Consider the following 19,165-nt stretch of genomic DNA (forward strand, 5'->3'; position numbering starts at 1 on the left):
CCTTTGGCAGCCTCACAGGACTACATTTAAAAGGGCTTTACTTATCGTATATGCTTACTCGATCTTGTTGATCTGTCTCTTGCAAATCAACTTCGATACGCTCTTCACTAGATGTTGGAATGTTCTTTCCTACATAATCAGCGCGAATTGGTAATTCACGATGACCTCTATCAACAAGAACAGCCAATTGGATTTGTGATGGTCTACCTAAATCCATAAGAGCATCCATTGCTGCTCGAACTGTTCTTCCTGTATATAACACATCATCCACAAGGATAACTTTTTTCTTCGTAATATCTACAGGAATATCAGAACCTTTTACAAGTGGTTCTTTATGTTTCGATTGTAGTGTTAAATCATCACGATACAACGTAATATCTAACTCTCCTACTTCCATCTCTTTTCCTTCAATTTGACCAATTCGTTCTGCCAAACGTTGTGCAATAAAAATTCCACGTGTTTTTATTCCGACAAGAACACAATTATCGACACCTTTATTTCGTTCCACGATTTCATGACTAATTCGTGTTAAAGCGCGGCGAATCATTTGGTCATCTAAAACGACAGCTTTCTCTTGCATGCTCTACACCTCCAAGCTTTTTTTCTTGCGTGAGAGTAATGGTATAAAAAAAGTCCTCTCAGCGTGTGCGAGAGGACTTTTGAAAAAAGGGTACAACATACCCTAAGTATTTCAAACCGTTACCTTCTCAACCTCACGGGGCTGTGTTAAAGGATCATTATTTAACTGTTGTCAGTATCTCAGTTTTCTTATGATTTGTCAATACTATTTCCGTAAAATATTTAGCGCTTCTTCAAACACTTCTGGAATCGGTGCCTCAAACTCAATATATTCACCAGTACGAGGGTGATCGAAACCTAAAATCCCTGCATGAAGTGCTTGTCCATTCATATCTAATGTTTTCTTCGGACCATACTTTGGATCCCCTGCAAGTGGATAACCAATATATTTCATATGAACACGAATTTGGTGTGTACGTCCCGTTTCTAAGCGGCATTCTACAAGTGTGAAATCCTTAAATCGCTCTAACACTTGGAAATGTGTAACTGCATTCTTACCATTTTCATCAACAGTCATACTTTGACGTTCTTTTTTATCACGACCAATTGGAGCGTCAATTGTTCCTTTATCATGTGGAATTACACCATGTACAATCGCTTTATAGCGTCTTGTTACCGTTTTTGCTACAAGTTGATTTACAAGTGATTCATGCGCCACATCATTTTTAGCAACCATTAATAATCCAGATGTATCCTTATCAATACGGTGCACTATACCAGGACGCATTACACCGTTAATACCTGATAGGTCTGTACAATGATGCATAAGTCCGTTTACAAGCGTACCCTTCGTATGCCCTGGTGCTGGATGTACTACCATGCCACGCGGCTTATTTACAACTAGTACATCGGCATCTTCATAATAAACTTCTAAATTCATATCTTCCGGTTGAATATCTAACTCTTCTGGCTCGGGAATTGTTACTGTAATTTCATCATTTCCTTTTACTTTATAATTCCCTTTAACTGATTTCCCATTTACTGTCACAACAGCATCTTTAATCCATTGCTGCACTTGTGAACGTGACCATTCACTGTTTATTTCTGCAACGAATTTATCAATTCGCTCGCTTTTTTGTTCTTCTGCAACTGTTACTTGTACTACTTCACTCATTCAATTACTCCTTCGCTTTCTTTCCTTCTAATACTGTTTGAATAATAATTAATACAACTCCAATACATAATGCTGAGTCAGCTATATTGAATACCGGATAGTTGTACGAGAAAATATACACGTGAATAAAATCCACTACTTCTTGTCTAAATACACGATCAATAAAATTGCCAATTGCTCCGCCTAAAATTAGACCTAATGAAATACCTAGAAGCTTGTCCGTTTTCGCATATTTTTTCATATAAAATACGATAAATCCTACGAAAATGACTGTAATAATGTAGAAAAACCACATTTTATTTTCTAAAATACCCCAGGCAGCTCCTCTATTTCGATGAGATGTTATGTATAATACATTATCGATAATCGGAATGCTCGTACCCAATTCCATGTTCTTTACAATTAGCCACTTCGATATTTGATCGATGGCAATGACAAATAACGCTATTACATAATATATCATTTTCATTTCCCCCACAAAGACAGTGTACCTCAAAATTTTAGCATAGCTGCTACCTTTTCACAATGAACCTTTGTAGAAGAATAAAATAAATTAAAAAAAGGTAACATAATATCGTTGTGCGTATTCATACATTTACCTTTTCATAGAAAAATTCATGAATAGTACGAGCAGTCGGCATTGTTTTCATTTGTTTTGTAGAAATCGCTCTTCCAGTTTCTTCACAAATACCGTACATATCTATTTCCATTTTAAACAATGCACGTTCTACATCTTTTAAATCCTCTTTTATATCATGTAATAGCAATTTTTTCTTTGTCTCTTCCTTTATTTCGTATCCAAGTTCTTGCCCAAATTCCATATAGTATGTGTGCATTGCTTCTTTAGCCAGTCTATCTTGCAACTCTTTTCTCATCAATTGCAATTCTTCTTTTATTTCCATATAAATTTCATTCACGTGTACATTCCTCCCAGCTGCAATGTACAATTAGTGTGTCCGAAATTTCCACGCTTACCTCACACACATTTTTCCTTCATAGGAAAGAGAGTGAAAGTTATTTCGATATATCATCAACAAAAAACTGACTGCTATTATGAGCAGTCAGCTTTTTTCATTATTTTACATAATTTTCTTTAACAACCGTTGCACAACGCTCACATAATGTTTCATGTTCTGCATCTTTACCAATTGTTTCTGAAACAACCCAACAACGTTCACACGTCTCACCTGTCGCCTGTGCTACAACTACAGCTGTATGCTCATACTTTGGTGCTTCTGTTGGCGCTTCTTCAATTGTACCACCAAGTTTATACTCAGAGACGATGAATAATTGCTTTAAGTCTTCGCTAATAGACTCTAACATAGCCTTCATTTCTGCAGTCGGATATAGCGTAATGCTCGCATTTAATGACTTACCAATTACTTTCTCATTACGAGCTACTTCTAACGCTTTTAAAACGTCATCACGTAATGTCATAAATGCATCCCATTTTGCTCTTAACGCTTCTGAACCCTCTACTTCTGTAGCTTCTGGCATATTAGTTAACTGTACGCTTTCTTCTTCTGCACCAGGAACATATGGCCATACTTCATCAGCTGTATGAGGTAAGATTGGCGTTACAAGTTTCGTTAATGCAACAAGAACATCATATAATACAGTTTGAATTGCACGACGATCCGCGTGATCTGCACCTTCAATGTATAAAATGTCTTTTGCAAAGTCTAAGTAGAATGAACTTAGATCAATTGTACAGAAGTTGTGAATTGCATGATATACAGCAGCAAAGTCATATGTTTCATATGCATCTTTTACTTTTGTAATTAAGTCATTTAACTTCACTAACATGTAACGATCTACTTCACGAAGTTCAGCTACCGCTACTGTATTTTCACTTGGATTAAAATCATCTAAGTTTCCTAATAAGAAACGGAATGTGTTACGGATTTTACGATACACTTCTGCTACTTGTTTTAAAATATCATCTGAAATACGTACATCAGATTGATAGTCAACAGAAGATACCCATAAGCGTAAAATGTCTCCGCCTAATTGATCCATAATTTTCTTCGGTACGACGATGTTTCCAATCGACTTACTCATTTTACGTCCGTCACCATCTAGTACGAAACCATGGCTTAGTACGCCTTTATACGGAGCTTTACCAGTTACAGCAACTGCTGTTGATAATGAAGAGTTAAACCAACCACGATACTGGTCAGATCCTTCTAAATATAAATCAGCTGGACGTTGTAAGTCTTCGCGCTCTTCTAATACCGCTTGGTGAGAAGAACCTGAATCGAACCATACATCCATGATGTCTGTTTCTTTACGGAATTCACCATTTGGGCTACCTGTATGTGTAAATCCTTCTGGTAATAAATCTTTCGCTTCACGCTCGAACCATACGTTAGAACCGTGCTCACGGAATAAATCTGCTACATGATTAATTGTTTCATCTGTAATAATTGGATCACCATTTTCTGCATAGAATACAGGAATTGGCACACCCCATGCACGCTGACGAGAAATACACCAGTCACCACGGTCACGAACCATATTATGAAGACGAGTTTCTCCCCATGCTGGTACCCATTTTGTTTCAGCAACAGCTTCTAATAATTCTTTACGGAACGCTTCAATAGATGCAAACCACTGCGCTGTCGCACGGAAAATAATTGGTTTTTTCGTTCTCCAATCATGTGGGTATGAATGCGTAATGAATGTTAGTTTCAGTAACGCGCCTACTTCTTCTAATTTTTCCGTAATTGGCTTGTTAGCTTTATCATAGAATAAGCCTTCAAATCCAGGTGCTTCATTTGTTAACACACCTTTATCATCAACTGGGCAAAGTACTTCTAAGCCATACTTTTTACCAACAACGAAGTCATCTTCCCCGTGTCCTGGTGCTGTATGAACACAACCTGTACCTGCATCTGTTGTTACGTGCTCTCCTAGCATAACTAATGAGTCACGATCGTAGAATGGATGTTTTGCAACTGTATACTCAAGTTCGCTACCTTTTACCGTTTTCACAACTTCAGCATTTTCCCACTCTAACGTTTTTGCAACTGTCTCAAATAGTTCAGAAGCGATGATATATTTCTCATCATTTACTTTCACAATAGCATATTCAAGTTCTGGGTGAACAGAAATACCTAAGTTTGCAGGTAACGTCCAAGGCGTTGTTGTCCAAATAATGTATTTCTCATCACCTTCTAATACGTTCTTTCCATCTTTTACAGGGAATGCTACGTAAATAGATGCTGATTTTTTATCTTGGTATTCAATTTCAGCTTCTGCTAAAGCTGATTCACTCGTTGGAGACCAGTAAACTGGTTTCTGTCCTTTATAGATATAACCTTTTTTCGCCATGTCACCAAACACTTTAATTTGTTGTGCTTCATAAGCTGGCTCTAAAGTAATATATGGATTATCCCAATCTGCACGTACACCTAAACGCTTAAATTGTTCACGTTGACGTTCTACTTGCTCATATGCATACTCTGCACATAACTTACGGAACTCAGCAACTGTCATTTCTTTACGCTTTACACCTTTATTTGTTAAAGCTTGCTCAATTGGTAAACCGTGTGTATCCCAACCTGGTACATATGGTGCACAGTATCCAGTCATTGATTTAAAACGAACAATAAAGTCTTTTAACACTTTATTTAGTGCGTGTCCCATATGGATGTCACCATTTGCATATGGAGGTCCATCATGTAGTACAAATAAAGGACGGCCTTTCGTATGTTCTTGTACCTTTTCATAAATATTCATTTCAGCCCATTTTTCTTGCATTGCAGGCTCACGTTTCGGTAAATTCCCACGCATCGGGAATTCTGTTTTTGGCATTAGTAATGTATTTTTGTACTCCATGCTCAATTCCTCCTTAAATATATAAACGACAGACCTTAAAAAAGGGAATAAAAAAGAGACCTCTCATCCCCAAAAAGGGACGAGAAAGTCTCCCGCGGTACCACCCTAGTAGACCATATACAAATGCATAAGGTCCTCTTTATATTCTTAACGCGAATATACGCCTACGCTTACTAAATTTGTTCAGCGCGGAACTCCAGGGTGATATTCCCATCATCTCCTTATCCTGAGCTTACACCATCCTCAGTTCGCTATATAAGGTATGAAAAAGGTACTTATCCCTATCTTCGTTTTTCTTAATAAATATGTTGTTTAAAATTATATGTAATAATGAGAAAAACGTCAAGCTTACACTGTTTCTTCTTTTTTCAACAGTTCGTCCACTTCGTCTTCTAATTCAATTAGTTTATCCCAATCATCGTTGTTTAACATTTCAAGTTGTGTTTCTAATAACATACGGAAACGAGTTCGGAATACTTTCGCTTGTTTCTTCAACTCTTCAATATCAAAAGCAACTTTTCTTGATTTCACTAACGCTTCATTAATGATACGATCTGCATTTTTTTCTGCTTCACGTACAATTAATTTTGCTTCTTTTTGTGCATTACGCTTCACTTCTTCAGCAGCTTCTTGTGCGACAATGATAGATTTGTTCAGCGTATCTTCAATATTAGAAAAATGATCTAACTTTCCTTCTAATTGTGCAACCTTTTCTTCTAAAGCTTTTTTCTCACGAATGACTAATTCATAATCTTTGATGATTTGATCAAGAAACTCATTTACTTGATCTTCATCGTAGCCACGAAACCCGCGACCAAATTCTTTGTTATGAATATCTAATGGTGTTAACGGCACAACGCCACCTCCAAGTAGTTATCTAAATTTCCTCTTTCAATTATATCTTTTCTTCGACAAAATAAGAGAATTTCCTTCTAAAAAACCAATCATTTTAGTATACCATACAAAACTCTCCATTTGTCGCGCTTCGTTTTACCTTCTACAGAAAATAATTTACTTCGTCCATACCCTCTAACCGAGAAAACATCCCCCGGAAAACATTCATACGAAGTTTGCTCTACTGTTTTCCAATTGACTTTTACTAAGCCACCTTTTATAAGAGGCTGTACCTTCTGCCTAGATATATGTAGCATTTCAGCTAATAAAACATCTAGACGAAGTGACGAAACAGTCCCAGATTTTTCTCCCCATTTTTCACCTACACGCAAAATTTTCTCTACTTGTATAGGAGAGAGTGTGACTTTCATTTTCCCTATTGATTGTAAGTTCATTTCAATATACGATACAACTTCTTTGGCAACTGCAATTTGGGCACGGTCTTCTTGAAGCAAAATATCACCACATTTTTCCCTTGTTAAACCAAGCGACATGAATGCACCTAATATTTGCCTATGTTCTAGCGTAAAAAACTTGGAAGGATAGTCAATTTCTAATACTTCTACTTGAAATTCCTCTTCATTTAATTCTAGATAATCTGGATAAATTAGTGCTCTTTTCCGTTCGGCTTCAGGCATCGCACCATCAAACCGTACAGCTACATCTCCTTGCCCTATTACCATAGAAACAATTTGTTGCTGTCTTGGATCAAGAAAATCTGTTAACTTGACTTGATGGTACTCAGCAGCCTGTTTCCACTCTAATACTTTATCCACAAAGACCTCTTCATCAGGTCTAAAATGCTCATAGATGCTCATGTATTTAACCTCACACTATAAAAAATAGTTGAATAAACTCACTAAACCACCTCTAGCAAGTTTCAAGGCAACAATAGCAACAAGTGGAGAAATATCAATCATACCAAATGGTGGAATAAACCTCCTAAACGGCTCTAAATACGGTTCGCAAATACGCGCAAGAAAATCTCCAAAAGCTGATTCCTTTGCGCCAGGAAACCATGATAGGAGAATGTAAATAATTAGTGCCCACGAGTAAATCTCGATAGCAGTAAGTAACACTGTTAAAACTGTTGTCATGGCGTATTACCACCTCTTTATATTTGTCTCTTCTTCTTCACCGAATAACTCTGAAATCGCACCAACGATATCAACATTTTCAGGTGTACACATAAATGTTTTCGGGCCTATTTTTTGAATATCCCCGCCTATAGCGTATACAGTACCACTTAAAAAGTCAACGATACGTACAGCTTGATCTGTAGACATTCTTTGCAAATTAATTACAACAGCTCGTCTACCTTTTAAGTGATCCGAAATGCCTTGCGCTTCCGAATATGTACGTGGTTCTAGTAAAACAACTTTTGAAGATTGCTTCGCTGTTTCAATACTCACTACATTTTGCTTCGGTTGCACTTTCGCAAACGGAACATCTTGTTGTTCTGGGGGATCTTGTTGCTTTTTCATGTCTGTTTGCTCCTTTTCATAACTATATTGAGCTGCTTCTTTTTCTTCCGGTGTGTCAAAAAAGAAGTATTTTACTTTTGACCAACTCATAATAACTTTCTCCTTCCTCCTACGCTTTTCCTACTAAAACCGTTCCCAAACGAATATATGTAGCGCCTTCCTCAATTGCAATCGTGTAATCATTTGACATTCCCATTGATAATTCTTTACATGGTGCATGTAATAATTCTAGCTCCTGCACCTCTGTCTGTAGCATGCGCAATTCCTTAAAGCAGCGACGAATCTCTTCCTCTTCTCCTGTAAACGGAGCCATTGTCATTAATCCTACCACTTCAATCTTATCCAATTCTTGCAAACTTTGAATAAAAGAAATTGTTTCTTCTATCGCCAATCCTTGCTTTGATTCTTCAGATGATGTTTTCACTTGAATAAAGCATTTAACTTTCTTATCAGCACGTTTTTGAATTTCTTTTGCAAGCGAAAGACGATCTAATGAATGTAAATAATCAATCTCATTAATGATTTCTTTTACTTTTCTCGTTTGCAATGATCCAATAAAATGCCAATTCACTTTTGAACCGAAATGCTCGTATTTTTGTAAGAAACCTTCATTTCTATTTTCACCTAAATCAATAATTCCTGTTTCAATTACTTCGCTTGTTTTTTCAATCCCTACAGTTTTTGTAACTGCAACGAGCTTAATATCTTTCATCGAACGTCCAGCTCGTACACAAGATTCTTTAATTACTTCGTTTACATCTGCTAAATTCCCTTGCACTGTCACTTACTTCACTCCTCCTTAAAACCTATGAAACTCAACATTCTCCCCGTCTTACCTTGATCACGACGATGAGAGAAAAATAATTGTTCTTCACAGCTTGTACAAAGAGATGACATTACAATATGTTCTTCTTTTATGCCTGCTTGTACACATAATATACGATTAACTTCTTTTAAATTAATTGCATACTGACCATCAGAAATTAATTTATAAGGAACAGATCCGTTTACTACTTGCTTTGCTGCTGTTAATACACGATCATCAACAACATAACAACATGATCCGATTGCAGGACCAATTGCGACATGAATTTCATCACTTGAAACACCTTCTGCATTCCACTTTTGAATCATTTCTTTCGCAATCTCTGTTACAGTCCCTTTCCACCCAGCATGCGCAAGTCCTATCATATCATGTGATGGTGCATAAAAATAGAGCGGAACACAATCAGCGTAACAAGATGTTAAGAGAACATCTTTGTTAGTCGTATAAATGCCATCCGTTTTCGGAATACCGTCTTCATATGAATAAACGCCTTTCCCTTTTTCTTGCAGTCCTACTTTCTCAACATGATGGTCATGAACTTGTTCAGAGCAAATCCATTTTTCTAATGGTTTTTGTAACTTATTCGCTAAAATGCGTCTGTTTTCATGAACATTCTCCACGATATCATTCACATGTAATCCTAAATTCATCGCATGAAAGGAGCCTGTACTTACTCCACCATCTTTTGTCGTAAATCCAACAGTAATGTTTCCAAGTTCTTTCCACGCTTGTAAATACAGTATACCGTCCGCATATTTAAATGGTTCTCTCATAAAGCGACTCCTTTTAATTAAAATAACAGAAAAAAGCATGGTACTTCCTGTCTATTTTACCATACTTTTATTTTTTCATAATGACAACTGAAAAAAAAGAGGAATTTGTAATATTCTTTATGAAATTGTCGGTGTTTGTATTGATTCTGTTACAGAATTAATATTATCTACTCTAACAAGTATGACATCTTCCCCAATTTTCATAATTCGCTCCCAAGGAATCACAAATTCTACTTCCTTTCCAAAGAGCCCAAGCATACGTGTCTGCTTGGAAATAATAACTGCCCTAATCTTTCCTGTGTCTATATCAAAATCAATATCTCCAATATTTCCAAGCTTTTTTCCATCTGAAATATTTACAACATCCTTCATTTGAAAATCCGAAATTCGTATCATGTTCCATCCTCTCCCTTATATCATAAATCGTAAGTACGCTCTCAAATAAAGTGAAACCTTAATCAGTGGGATTTTCCCCATCCCTACTGATTATTAGTCCATGCTAATCGGATTTTTACGGGTAGCTCCGGCTCTTCTTACTTCAGCCGAATTTTGAAGTGGATAAACAGTATATAACCGCTACTAATAGAACATCCATTTTATTTTCATTATATGAACCTCCCCACTCTACTATGAGCGCAAAATATTATATATAAAAAAGGCCTCACCATAGCTGGTGAGGACCTTATCCTTGAATCGTCTTATTCATTTGCTTAATAGCAGACTTCTCCAAACGTGATACTTGTGCTTGAGAAATCCCAATTTCTTCGGCAACTTCCATCTGTGTCTTTCCTTGGAAGAACCGTTTTCGAATAATCATTTTCTCACGATCATTTAAACGCTTCATCCCTTCTTTCAACGCTAGTTCTTCAACCCACTGCTCGTCCTTTTGTTTTTCATCCTTTAATTGATCCATAACAAAGATAGGATCTCCTCCATCGTTATAAATCGGTTCAAATAATGAAACTGGGTCTTGAATAGCATCTAACGCAAAAACAATTTCTTCATGTGTCACTTCAAGAACTTTCGCAATATCCATTGCTGTTGGTTCTTTTGAATTTTCAGCAATCAATTTTTCTCTTACTTGCAACGCTTTATACGCAATATCTCGTAATGAGCGAGATACACGAATTGGATTGTTATCACGCAAATATCTGCGTATTTCTCCAATAATCATCGGCACAGCATACGTTGAAAACTTTACATTTTGACCTAAATCAAAGTTATCAATGGATTTCATAAGTCCAATGCAACCAACTTGAAATAAATCATCAACATATTCTCCTCTGTTATTAAATCTTTGGATGACGCTCAGTACAAGACGTAAGTTTCCATTCACTAATTTCTCTCTGGCGCTTATCTCTCCACTTTGCATTTCACGAAATAATTTACGCATCTCTTCATTTTTTAGTACTGGAAGTTTAGCTGTATCAACACCGCAAATTTCTACTTTGTTTCTCGTCAAAGTGTTCCCTCCTATCGGGAGTTGCTGTACAGTGTAAAGTATTTCCTTTGAAGGGGATTTTATGCATACGGTTTTTCCATCATTTTTCACAAATATCATATTTCCTAATGCACAAAAAAAGAATAAGACCAGTCTAGATACCGACTGGTCTTATTCTTCACACCATTTTATTAAATTCTTTTCGTAATCTTTTTATAATTCTTTTTTCCAAACGAGAAATATAAGACTGTGAAATCCCAAGCATATCAGCCACATCTTTTTGTGTCTTCTCTTCGCCACCAGCGAGTCCAAACCGAAGCTCCATAATTTGTTTTTCACGATCATTTAATTGATGCAATGCTTTCATTAAAAGATGACGATCTACAGTAGCTTCTAAATCTTTTGTAATAATGTCATCATCTGTACCTAAAACATCTGATAATAACAGTTCATTTCCGTCCCAATCAATGTTAAGCGGTTCATCAAAAGAAACTTCCGAACGATTTTTATTATTTCGACGCAAATGCATTAAAATTTCATTTTCTATACAACGAGATGCATATGTTGCTAATTTAATTTTCTTTTCTGGATTAAATGTATTCACTGCCTTAATAAGACCAATTGTTCCTATACTAATCAAATCCTCAATATTGATCCCTGTATTTTCAAATTTTCTTGCTATATATACAACAAGCCTTAGGTTACGTTCAATAAGCATCGACCTCGCAGCTTGATCTCCATTTGGTAATTTATTCAAAAGAACTGCCTCTTCTTCTTTCGTTAACGGCGGTGGCAACGCTTCACTTCCACCAATATAATAAATTTCATCGGTCTTAATTCCTAATTTCAGCAATACTTTATACCAAAGGTATACCAAATAAAATTTAAATTTCACCATATTATCCCGCCTCTCATAATTAAGCAATTACCATCTTTTGCGAAATCAACATTTTCGGATGTACAATGCATTGATACTCTCCATTGGTAGATAATTGTTGTGTATTTAATCCAATCAGTACTTTGTTTACAACAACCAAACCTTCATGATGAACTTGCACACAATCTGGCTTAATTGCCCATAAAAATTGATTCTCTACTCCTACTGCTCGGAAAGGAATTAAACGTAGTTTCGTCGCCCACCCAGAATCATTTTCTGGTATTTGAGGAATTTCTGTTTTGGAATAAATTTGTTCTGTTAACCAAGCTGGCAAACAATGTTCTAATGATGAAATATGCATAATCATAACGGGTGTTTTCGTTAACGGGTCATAAAGTTGGTTCCCACTATCAATTAGACCTGCTAGTTCTAGTTCCTCTCCAGCTAATTGAATTTTCACTTTCACGATTTGATCATAGTGTATCTTTGTGACCTCTACGCTTTCTATACGCTTTTTAGAAAAATAATAAATTACTGGAAAACCAAAAATAACAAACAACCAACTAATTGGATCACCGTAAGAAACTGATTTAGATTGAACTAACCCATTTACCATTTCGTTCGTTTGCAAAAAGTAATGCGTTCCAATTAATCCTCCACCAACCATAAAGGTTACAAAATAGAAAGTAAAAACAGTTTGTGTATAATTTCTAAATGTCGAAAACCCAAATGCTGTATACACAATAAGTAACGAGTACAATAGTTTCATAATTGGATGTGTCATCATAGAAGCAAAAGGCGTAAAGGCGAAAATAACAATAGTTGAACCTATAAATGCCCCTAACACAAGCCTCCATCTTTTGATTCTCTTTTTTAACACGGTGGCTGTTAATAAAAGTAAAAGAAAATCAATGCAGGCGTTTAACAACCAAACAATGTCGGCGTAAACAACCAAACAATTCACCTCTTTTTTTGAGTTGAGACTAGTATAATGCATATCCAATAGGAAAGTGTGTCAATTGGTGGAGGGGTTTTTTTGTTATTTTGTGATTTCTAGACATAATCTGTCGGTAAAAAATAAAAATGTATTTTTCATAGAATAATATAAATTTCTTACTTGTATACATAATAATTGAATTATATATATACAAAGTTTATCTTGCTATTTGCGGACAGTAAGACCCTGCCTCAAAATTCAACTATAAAAAAGTACAGAAGTTAAGTGAGAGTCGGGCTAACAATCATTTTCGGATGAACACCCCCGATTAATTAAAGTTTCAATTTATTTATCACAGCTTATGGCTTAAAAATAGGACTGGGCTCTCCATATGCAAAATAATAAAAAAAGATCTGCTTAGCAGATCTTTTCCATTTAGACAACAAAAAAAAGGAGCATGAAAGCTCCTTTTCTTTTATCGTCTACGACGGTTACGTAAGAATGCTGGAATATCGATGTCATCTGAATCTGTATGACGATCATGCATAACCGGCTCTTCACGTTTCATTTCACGCTTAACTTCACGTTGTTTTGAAGGTTGAGCTACTGGCTGTTGTTGCTGTTGCGTGTGATTCGCAGTCGGACGGATAATTGGTTTTGGTGGTTGTGTCGAAGCACTATCATCAAAACCAGTTGCAATTACAGTGACAACGATATCATCTTTTAATCCTTCATTAATAACAGAACCGAAGATCATATTTACTTCTGGATCCGAAGCTGAAGCTACAATGTCTGCTGCTTCTTGTACTTCATATAAACTTAAGTTTGCGCCGCCCGTAATGTTCATAATAACACCTTGAGCTCCATCAATAGATGTTTCTAGTAATGGACTAGAAATCGCTTTTTTCGCAGCTTCAGCAGCACGATTTTCACCATTACCAGAACCGATACCCATTAAAGCAGAACCTCTATTAGACATAATTGTTTTTACGTCTGCAAAGTCTAAGTTAATTAGACCTGGTGTAGCAATTAAATCAGAAATACCTTGAACACCTTGACGTAATACGTTATCTGCTTCACGGAACGCTTCTAACATTGGCGTATTTTTATCAACAATCTCTAATAAGCGATCATTTGGAATTACGATAAGTGTATCTACATTTTCTTTAAATGACGCAATACCAGATGCAGCTTGAGTTGCACGTTTACGCCCTTCAAATGTAAATGGACGTGTTACAACACCAACTGTTAACGCGCCTAGTTCTTTTGCAACTTGAGCAACAACTGGAGCTGCACCAGTTCCAGTTCCGCCGCCCATACCAGCAGTTACGAAGACCATATCCGCGCCACGAAGCGCTTCTTGAATCTGTTCTTTACTTTCTTCTGCAGCTTTTTTCCCTACTTCAGGGTTTGCGCCTGCACCAAGTCCACGCGTTAATTTTCCACCAATTTGCATTTTCGTTTCAGCTTTTGATAGATTTAATGCTTGTGCATCAGTATTCACAGCGATAAAGTCTACACCTTGTACACCGTGTTCAATCATACGGTTTACAGCATTGTTTCCGCCACCGCCGACACCGATAACTTTTATATTCGCTAATTGATCTTGAGTAGTATCAAACTCTAACATGTCGAAATCCCCCTAGAACCTCATTTTTCGTGTCCAATTTTAATCCCATAAATAACGGAATGCACGTTTTACTTTTGACATCATGCGGTCATCATTTTGATTAGTATTGTTTTGATTACGAGTTTTTTGTTTCGCAGGTTGCTGTTGTACCGGCATTGGTGCTGGTACTGGTTCAAAATGTTCTTGCTTTTCCTGCACATTTTTCCCACGTAATTTAGCTTTTTGATAAGAATGTTTAATTAATCCAACTCCACTTGTATATTGAGGCTCACGAACACCAATATAATCAGGAGTTGCTATACGAACATTTTCATGTAAAATATCGTATGCAAGATCAAGAACACCTGGCATAGAAGCTATCCCACCAGTTAGTACATATCCAGAAGCAGCTTGCTTTACTCCTAACTTATGCACTTCATCTTGAACAAACATTAAAATTTCCTCTACACGAGCCTCTATTATATCCGATAATTCCAACTGAGAATATTGTTCTGTTTGATCGCTTCCCATAATAGGAACCGTAAACATCTCTTCTTCAGATGCTGTATCATAAAAAGCATGTCCATATTTCAGCTTAATTTGATCTGCATTTTCTGTTGAAGTTTTCAGCCCAATCGCTATATCCTTCGTTATATGATCTCCACCTAATGGCAATACGCTCGTTGCTTGCAACTCTCCATCTTTAAAAATAGATAAGGTTGTAGATCCTCCACCCATATCAACAAGTGCTACCCCTCTATTTCTTTCATCCGAAGATAACGCAACTGTCGCTGCCGCTAAAGGTTGCAGACAAATATCAACAATTTCAAGACCTGCTTTTTCTACACAACGAAGTAGGTTATGTAGTAAAGTTCTCGAGCCTGTAATAAGTGTACCTTCCATTTCTAATCTTACACCAATCATCCCGCGTGGATCGTTAATCTCGTCAAGACCGTCTACAATGAACTGTCGAGGTACCACATCAATAAATTCACGTTCAGGAGCAATTGACACAACTTGCGCTGCATCTAGAACGCGTAAGACATCTTCATTCCCGATTTCACGATCTTCATTTGAAACAGCGACTACTCCGTGACACGGGAGCAACTGTACCTGGTTTGCATTGACACCTACTACAACTTGCTCAATGTGGATACCCACCATGCGCTCAGCTTGTTCAATTGCTTTTTTAATTGATCGAACAGTTTCATCTATATCAACTATCGATCCCTTTTTCAAACCATTTGATTTTACGTTTCCAACACCAATAATGTTTAAGCTATCATTAACCATTTCACCAATGATGACTTTAACATTGGATGTACCGATGTCAAGACTAACATATATTTCATTGCTGTTCATTCTTTGGCACCTCCTTCTTTATTTATACCATACAACTCAATATATGGAACAACAATCGCAACTTTACTATTTATAAGAAAAATATTCAACGTCTTTATACGTTTCCCTTTTTTAACCCTATATTTTTCTTATTTTTATTTAACATTCATTTAAGAATATCGCAGTAACCTGTAAATAACTGCTCTATCTTGAAATAATTATATTTCAAGTGTAAAGATTACCGCCAAGTATAAGTCTACACTAAGATGTACTTGTAGAAAAGTGAAACTTGTACCAATCCTAGTATGAATCTAAGAAAATTTACATTTTTTTCATCAAATTAAGCATTCTTGCAAATTAGCATCCATATAAAAGAACGTTTGTTTCATTTCATACGTAATAACGCAGTAAAAACTATCATTCTATTCTTTCTTTTCTTTCTTTTCTTCAGCACCTAGTTCCTTCGTATATGCACCCACTTCTAAGTCAATTAAAACCTTCTTACCAGGTTCAATTGTTTTTAAAATAAGTGGATAAGCTTCCATTCGCTTTGCGAAATTTTGAATAGTGGTGCTCACTTCATATCCTTCATTCATATATAAAGTAAGATGATCTTCATTTGCATTCGTTGGTGTATAACGAATTTCAGAAATAGACCTTAAAATAGTTGGCGTTAATTTTTCTAGTTCTGCAATTAATTCCTTCATTTTTTCCTCTTTAAATGGTTCAAAAATTGGTGCTGCAACTGGAAGCTTTCCGTTCGGAAGTACATCGAGTGTTTTCCCATTTTCTAATAACGGTTGTAATTTCCCATCTTTGTTTATATAGCCAATTGTTAAATATTCTTCGATATGAACATCAATTTTGTTTGGGAAACGTTTTTTTACATTTACCTCTTTAATTTCTTTTCGTTTCGTTAAGTTTTCTTCTGCTTTATGTGCTGTTACTCGGAAATAACTCGTATCATATGTCACACCTGATTCCTTCATAACTTGTTCATCTGTCATATAATGATTTCCAAAGACACTTATCTTTTTTATATTACTAAGCGGAGACCGAAAATAAATTAAAAAGAGTACTAATAAAAATAAAATCGATATGTATAAAATTAACCGATGATTAACAGGTTTCTTATTTTTTTTATTTTGATTCTTTAATTTTGGTACACGATCTTGTAGTTTAATCACTTTACTATTTTTCATGTACGATCCCCCTATGTAACATAAAGAACGGCATGTTCCTCATGCCGTTCTTATCTTCTTATTATAACATAAATGATAATGAGCGGAACGAACAACCGTTATCTTCCAATTATTTCTACTTCTGTATGCATATCAACACCAAATTTATCTTTAATTGTACGCTTTACCAATGCGATTAAGTCTAATACATCTTGCGCTGATGCCACACCAGTATTAACAATAAAATTCCCATGCATTTCAGAAATTTGAGCTCCACCTATTGTATAACCACGAAGCCCTGATTTTTCTATTAAATCTCCTGCAAAATAGGGGACTGGATTTCGAAATATACTTCCTGCACAAGGGTGATTCCAAGGCTGCGTTTCACGGCGATACTCTTTATTCTTTTGCATGCTTCTTACAATTCCCTCGCGTTCGCCTACCTCCAATTGGAATTCAGCTTCCAAAACAATACCAGGGCGTTTCATTTGCAATACAGATGTGCGATAAGAAAAGCCCATTTCGGTATTCGTCAACCAATTAATTGTTCCATTGTCAAACAAAATACGAGCTTTCGTTAATACACTCGATATGTCGGACTTATGAGCGCCTGCATTCATATACACTGCACCGCCAACACTTCCTGGAATACCACTTGCAAATTCCAGGCCCGCTAATCCCTGTCGACTAAGTAAAGTTGACAATTTAATAAGGGGATATCCAGCACCGACTCTTACTCTATGTTTTTCGACTTCTAAATGGTCTAATCCTTCTCCTAAACGAATAACCACACCTTCTATACCTTGATCAGATACGAGAAGATTTGAACCACGACCAATTGCAGTCCACCCTGTCTTGTACTTCTTTACTAACTCTAGAGTCTTCTCAATACCAGCAACATGCTTTGGTACAATTAAAATATCAGCTGGTCCGCCTATTTTCATAGTCGTGTAACGCGCTAACGGTTCATTAACTAACACGCGACCAACATTTGCTTCTAAAAGCTCTTTTACTAATTGTTCCATAGACAATCTCCCCCATATCAAGTCTCCTTATTACAGTAATATGCAGGGCGTTCACCTAATGTTATTTTTTAATAAGCTTGTTCATTACTTCATATAGCTTATTTGCTGCATCTGGAATACCAAGTTGCTTAGTAGCCAGTTTCATATTTTGTAATGTTTGTGTATCCAATAAAATCTCATCAATGTCACGAATAAGCGTTTCAGATGTTAAATCTTTTTCAAGTAGCATTTTAGCTGCTCCTTTATCAACAACTGATCGTGCATTTTTTTCTTGATGGTTATTTGTTACGTACGGACTTGGAATTAATACACTCGGTTTTCCTAACGCTGTTAATTCTGCAAGCGTTGTAGCCCCTGCCCTTGAAACAACAAGATCTACACCCGTCAGTACCTCTGGCATATTATGAATAAAAGGTTTAATAATAACATTATTCGGATTCCCTTTTTGTTTCACGGCTTCCATAACTTTATCATAATGTACTTCGCCTGTTACATATAATACTTCGTAACTTTTATTCCCAAATTGTTCAATCGCTTCTACAAAAGCATCGTTAATCGGTCTAGCCCCGCGGCTCCCACCAAAAATAAGCACGGATTTTTTAGAAAGGGATAGTCCTACCGAACGTTTTCCTTTCATTCCATTTTGGTCCATTACTTCTGATGCACGTGGATTACCTGTCATAACCACTTTTGACTGTGGAAAATGTTCTGCAGCTGCTTCAAAACAAACTGCAACTTTATCGACATAACGACTTAAAAATTTATTCGTTACACCAGGTACACTATTTTGTTCATGGACAATAGTCGGAATACCTAATTTAGCCGCAGCATATACAACTGGCCCACATACGTATCCACCCGTACCAATCACAATATCAGGGTTAAAACGACGAATATATCGTTTACTATCTTGAACACCTTTTAGGAAACGCATCACTGTTTTTACATTATCAAGAGATATTTTTCGTTTAAATCCACTTATAACAATAGACTGGAACGGAATACCCGCTTTCGGTACGATGGTACTCTCTAATCCATTCTCTGTACCAATGTATAAAAATCTTGCTTCAGGATTTAGTTTTTTTATTTCTCTAATTAAAGCAAGAGCTGGATAAATATGTCCTCCAGTACCCCCACCACTTACTAATACTCGCACTACTGATTCCTCCACTTCTCTGTTCTTATTCAATCGTATTTATTTCTATATACATATTGCATTTTCACACACACACGAAAAACCCTGT

At 36.3% G+C, this 19,165-nt stretch carries 20 protein-coding genes and 1 other annotated feature; all 20 genes read right to left on the reverse strand.

Going from position 1 to position 19,165, the window contains the following annotated elements:
- Positions 1–37: 37 nt before the first annotated feature.
- Entirely contained in the window at positions 38–580 is a 543-nt protein-coding gene (gene pyrR, locus I6L50_RS25280; RefSeq protein WP_001156489.1) for a bifunctional pyrimidine operon transcriptional regulator/uracil phosphoribosyltransferase, read from the reverse strand.
- A gap of 204 nt (positions 581–784) precedes the next feature.
- Complete coding sequence (locus I6L50_RS25285) at positions 785–1,693, reverse strand: RluA family pseudouridine synthase (protein ID WP_002111420.1); 909 nt, start codon at positions 1,691–1,693, stop codon at positions 785–787.
- A gap of 4 nt (positions 1,694–1,697) precedes the next feature.
- Positions 1,698–2,156 carry a lipoprotein signal peptidase LspA gene (gene lspA, locus I6L50_RS25290; protein ID WP_219303434.1) on the reverse strand — a complete coding sequence of 153 codons (459 nt, stop codon included), beginning with the start codon at positions 2,154–2,156 and terminating at the stop codon, positions 1,698–1,700.
- 124 nt (positions 2,157–2,280) lie between these two features.
- Positions 2,281–2,610 carry a TraR/DksA C4-type zinc finger protein gene (locus tag I6L50_RS25295; protein WP_033707130.1) on the reverse strand — a complete coding sequence of 110 codons (330 nt, stop codon included), beginning with the start codon at positions 2,608–2,610 and terminating at the stop codon, positions 2,281–2,283.
- Positions 2,611–2,767: 157 nt separating this feature from the next.
- On the reverse strand, positions 2,768–5,533 hold the full coding sequence (gene ileS2, locus I6L50_RS25300; RefSeq protein ID WP_002066877.1) for an isoleucine--tRNA ligase: 2,766 nt from the start codon (positions 5,531–5,533) through the stop codon (positions 2,768–2,770).
- A gap of 72 nt (positions 5,534–5,605) precedes the next feature.
- Positions 5,606–5,830 (reverse strand) — a binding site (T-box leader).
- Between the two features lie 51 nt (positions 5,831–5,881).
- Positions 5,882–6,388 carry a septum site-determining protein DivIVA gene (divIVA, locus tag I6L50_RS25305; protein WP_001131609.1) on the reverse strand — a complete coding sequence of 169 codons (507 nt, stop codon included), beginning with the start codon at positions 6,386–6,388 and terminating at the stop codon, positions 5,882–5,884.
- A gap of 89 nt (positions 6,389–6,477) precedes the next feature.
- Positions 6,478–7,245, reverse strand: coding sequence for a YlmH family RNA-binding protein (locus tag I6L50_RS25310; protein WP_002033759.1), 768 nt, complete (start codon positions 7,243–7,245; stop codon positions 6,478–6,480).
- Positions 7,246–7,260: 15 nt separating this feature from the next.
- Positions 7,261–7,524, reverse strand: a complete 264-nt coding sequence (locus tag I6L50_RS25315) for a YggT family protein (protein ID WP_002014720.1) — start codon at positions 7,522–7,524, stop codon at positions 7,261–7,263.
- A gap of 6 nt (positions 7,525–7,530) precedes the next feature.
- Positions 7,531–8,001 carry a cell division protein SepF gene (locus tag I6L50_RS25320; protein WP_002014721.1) on the reverse strand — a complete coding sequence of 157 codons (471 nt, stop codon included), beginning with the start codon at positions 7,999–8,001 and terminating at the stop codon, positions 7,531–7,533.
- Positions 8,002–8,020: 19 nt separating this feature from the next.
- Positions 8,021–8,695: a YggS family pyridoxal phosphate-dependent enzyme gene (locus I6L50_RS25325; protein ID WP_002033757.1), complete on the reverse strand. Its 675-nt coding sequence runs from the start codon at positions 8,693–8,695 to the stop codon at positions 8,021–8,023.
- Between the two features lie 5 nt (positions 8,696–8,700).
- Entirely contained in the window at positions 8,701–9,510 is an 810-nt protein-coding gene (gene pgeF / locus I6L50_RS25330; protein ID WP_033707129.1) for a peptidoglycan editing factor PgeF, read from the reverse strand.
- A gap of 117 nt (positions 9,511–9,627) precedes the next feature.
- The gene (locus I6L50_RS25335) at positions 9,628–9,906 is read right to left on the reverse strand and encodes a YlmC/YmxH family sporulation protein (protein ID WP_219303435.1); all 279 of its coding nucleotides are present in this window, start codon (positions 9,904–9,906) and stop codon (positions 9,628–9,630) included.
- 286 nt (positions 9,907–10,192) lie between these two features.
- Entirely contained in the window at positions 10,193–10,972 is a 780-nt protein-coding gene (sigG, locus tag I6L50_RS25340) for an RNA polymerase sporulation sigma factor SigG (protein WP_002014725.1), read from the reverse strand.
- A gap of 157 nt (positions 10,973–11,129) precedes the next feature.
- Complete coding sequence (sigE, locus tag I6L50_RS25345; protein WP_002128857.1) at positions 11,130–11,849, reverse strand: RNA polymerase sporulation sigma factor SigE; 720 nt, start codon at positions 11,847–11,849, stop codon at positions 11,130–11,132.
- 19 nt (positions 11,850–11,868) lie between these two features.
- Positions 11,869–12,783 (reverse strand): sigma-E processing peptidase SpoIIGA, encoded by a 915-nt coding sequence (gene spoIIGA, locus I6L50_RS25350; RefSeq protein ID WP_033707128.1) that lies wholly within the window; start codon positions 12,781–12,783, stop codon positions 11,869–11,871.
- A 457-nt stretch (positions 12,784–13,240) separates the two neighbouring features.
- On the reverse strand, positions 13,241–14,395 hold the full coding sequence (ftsZ, locus tag I6L50_RS25355) for a cell division protein FtsZ (protein ID WP_002066873.1): 1,155 nt from the start codon (positions 14,393–14,395) through the stop codon (positions 13,241–13,243).
- A 39-nt stretch (positions 14,396–14,434) separates the two neighbouring features.
- The gene (gene ftsA, locus I6L50_RS25360) at positions 14,435–15,736 is read right to left on the reverse strand and encodes a cell division protein FtsA (RefSeq protein WP_002014731.1); all 1,302 of its coding nucleotides are present in this window, start codon (positions 15,734–15,736) and stop codon (positions 14,435–14,437) included.
- A gap of 401 nt (positions 15,737–16,137) precedes the next feature.
- Positions 16,138–16,917, reverse strand: a complete 780-nt coding sequence (divIB, locus tag I6L50_RS25365; RefSeq protein ID WP_219303436.1) for a cell division protein DivIB — start codon at positions 16,915–16,917, stop codon at positions 16,138–16,140.
- A 98-nt stretch (positions 16,918–17,015) separates the two neighbouring features.
- The gene (gene murB, locus I6L50_RS25370; protein WP_002014734.1) at positions 17,016–17,921 is read right to left on the reverse strand and encodes a UDP-N-acetylmuramate dehydrogenase; all 906 of its coding nucleotides are present in this window, start codon (positions 17,919–17,921) and stop codon (positions 17,016–17,018) included.
- A 61-nt stretch (positions 17,922–17,982) separates the two neighbouring features.
- On the reverse strand, positions 17,983–19,077 hold the full coding sequence (gene murG, locus I6L50_RS25375) for an undecaprenyldiphospho-muramoylpentapeptide beta-N-acetylglucosaminyltransferase (protein WP_002088269.1): 1,095 nt from the start codon (positions 19,075–19,077) through the stop codon (positions 17,983–17,985).
- Positions 19,078–19,165: the final 88 nt, after the last annotated feature.

The sequence above is a fragment of the Bacillus sp. FDAARGOS_1420 genome, from assembly GCF_019344915.1.
GTDB classification, from domain to species: domain Bacteria; phylum Bacillota; class Bacilli; order Bacillales; family Bacillaceae_G; genus Bacillus_A; species Bacillus_A mycoides.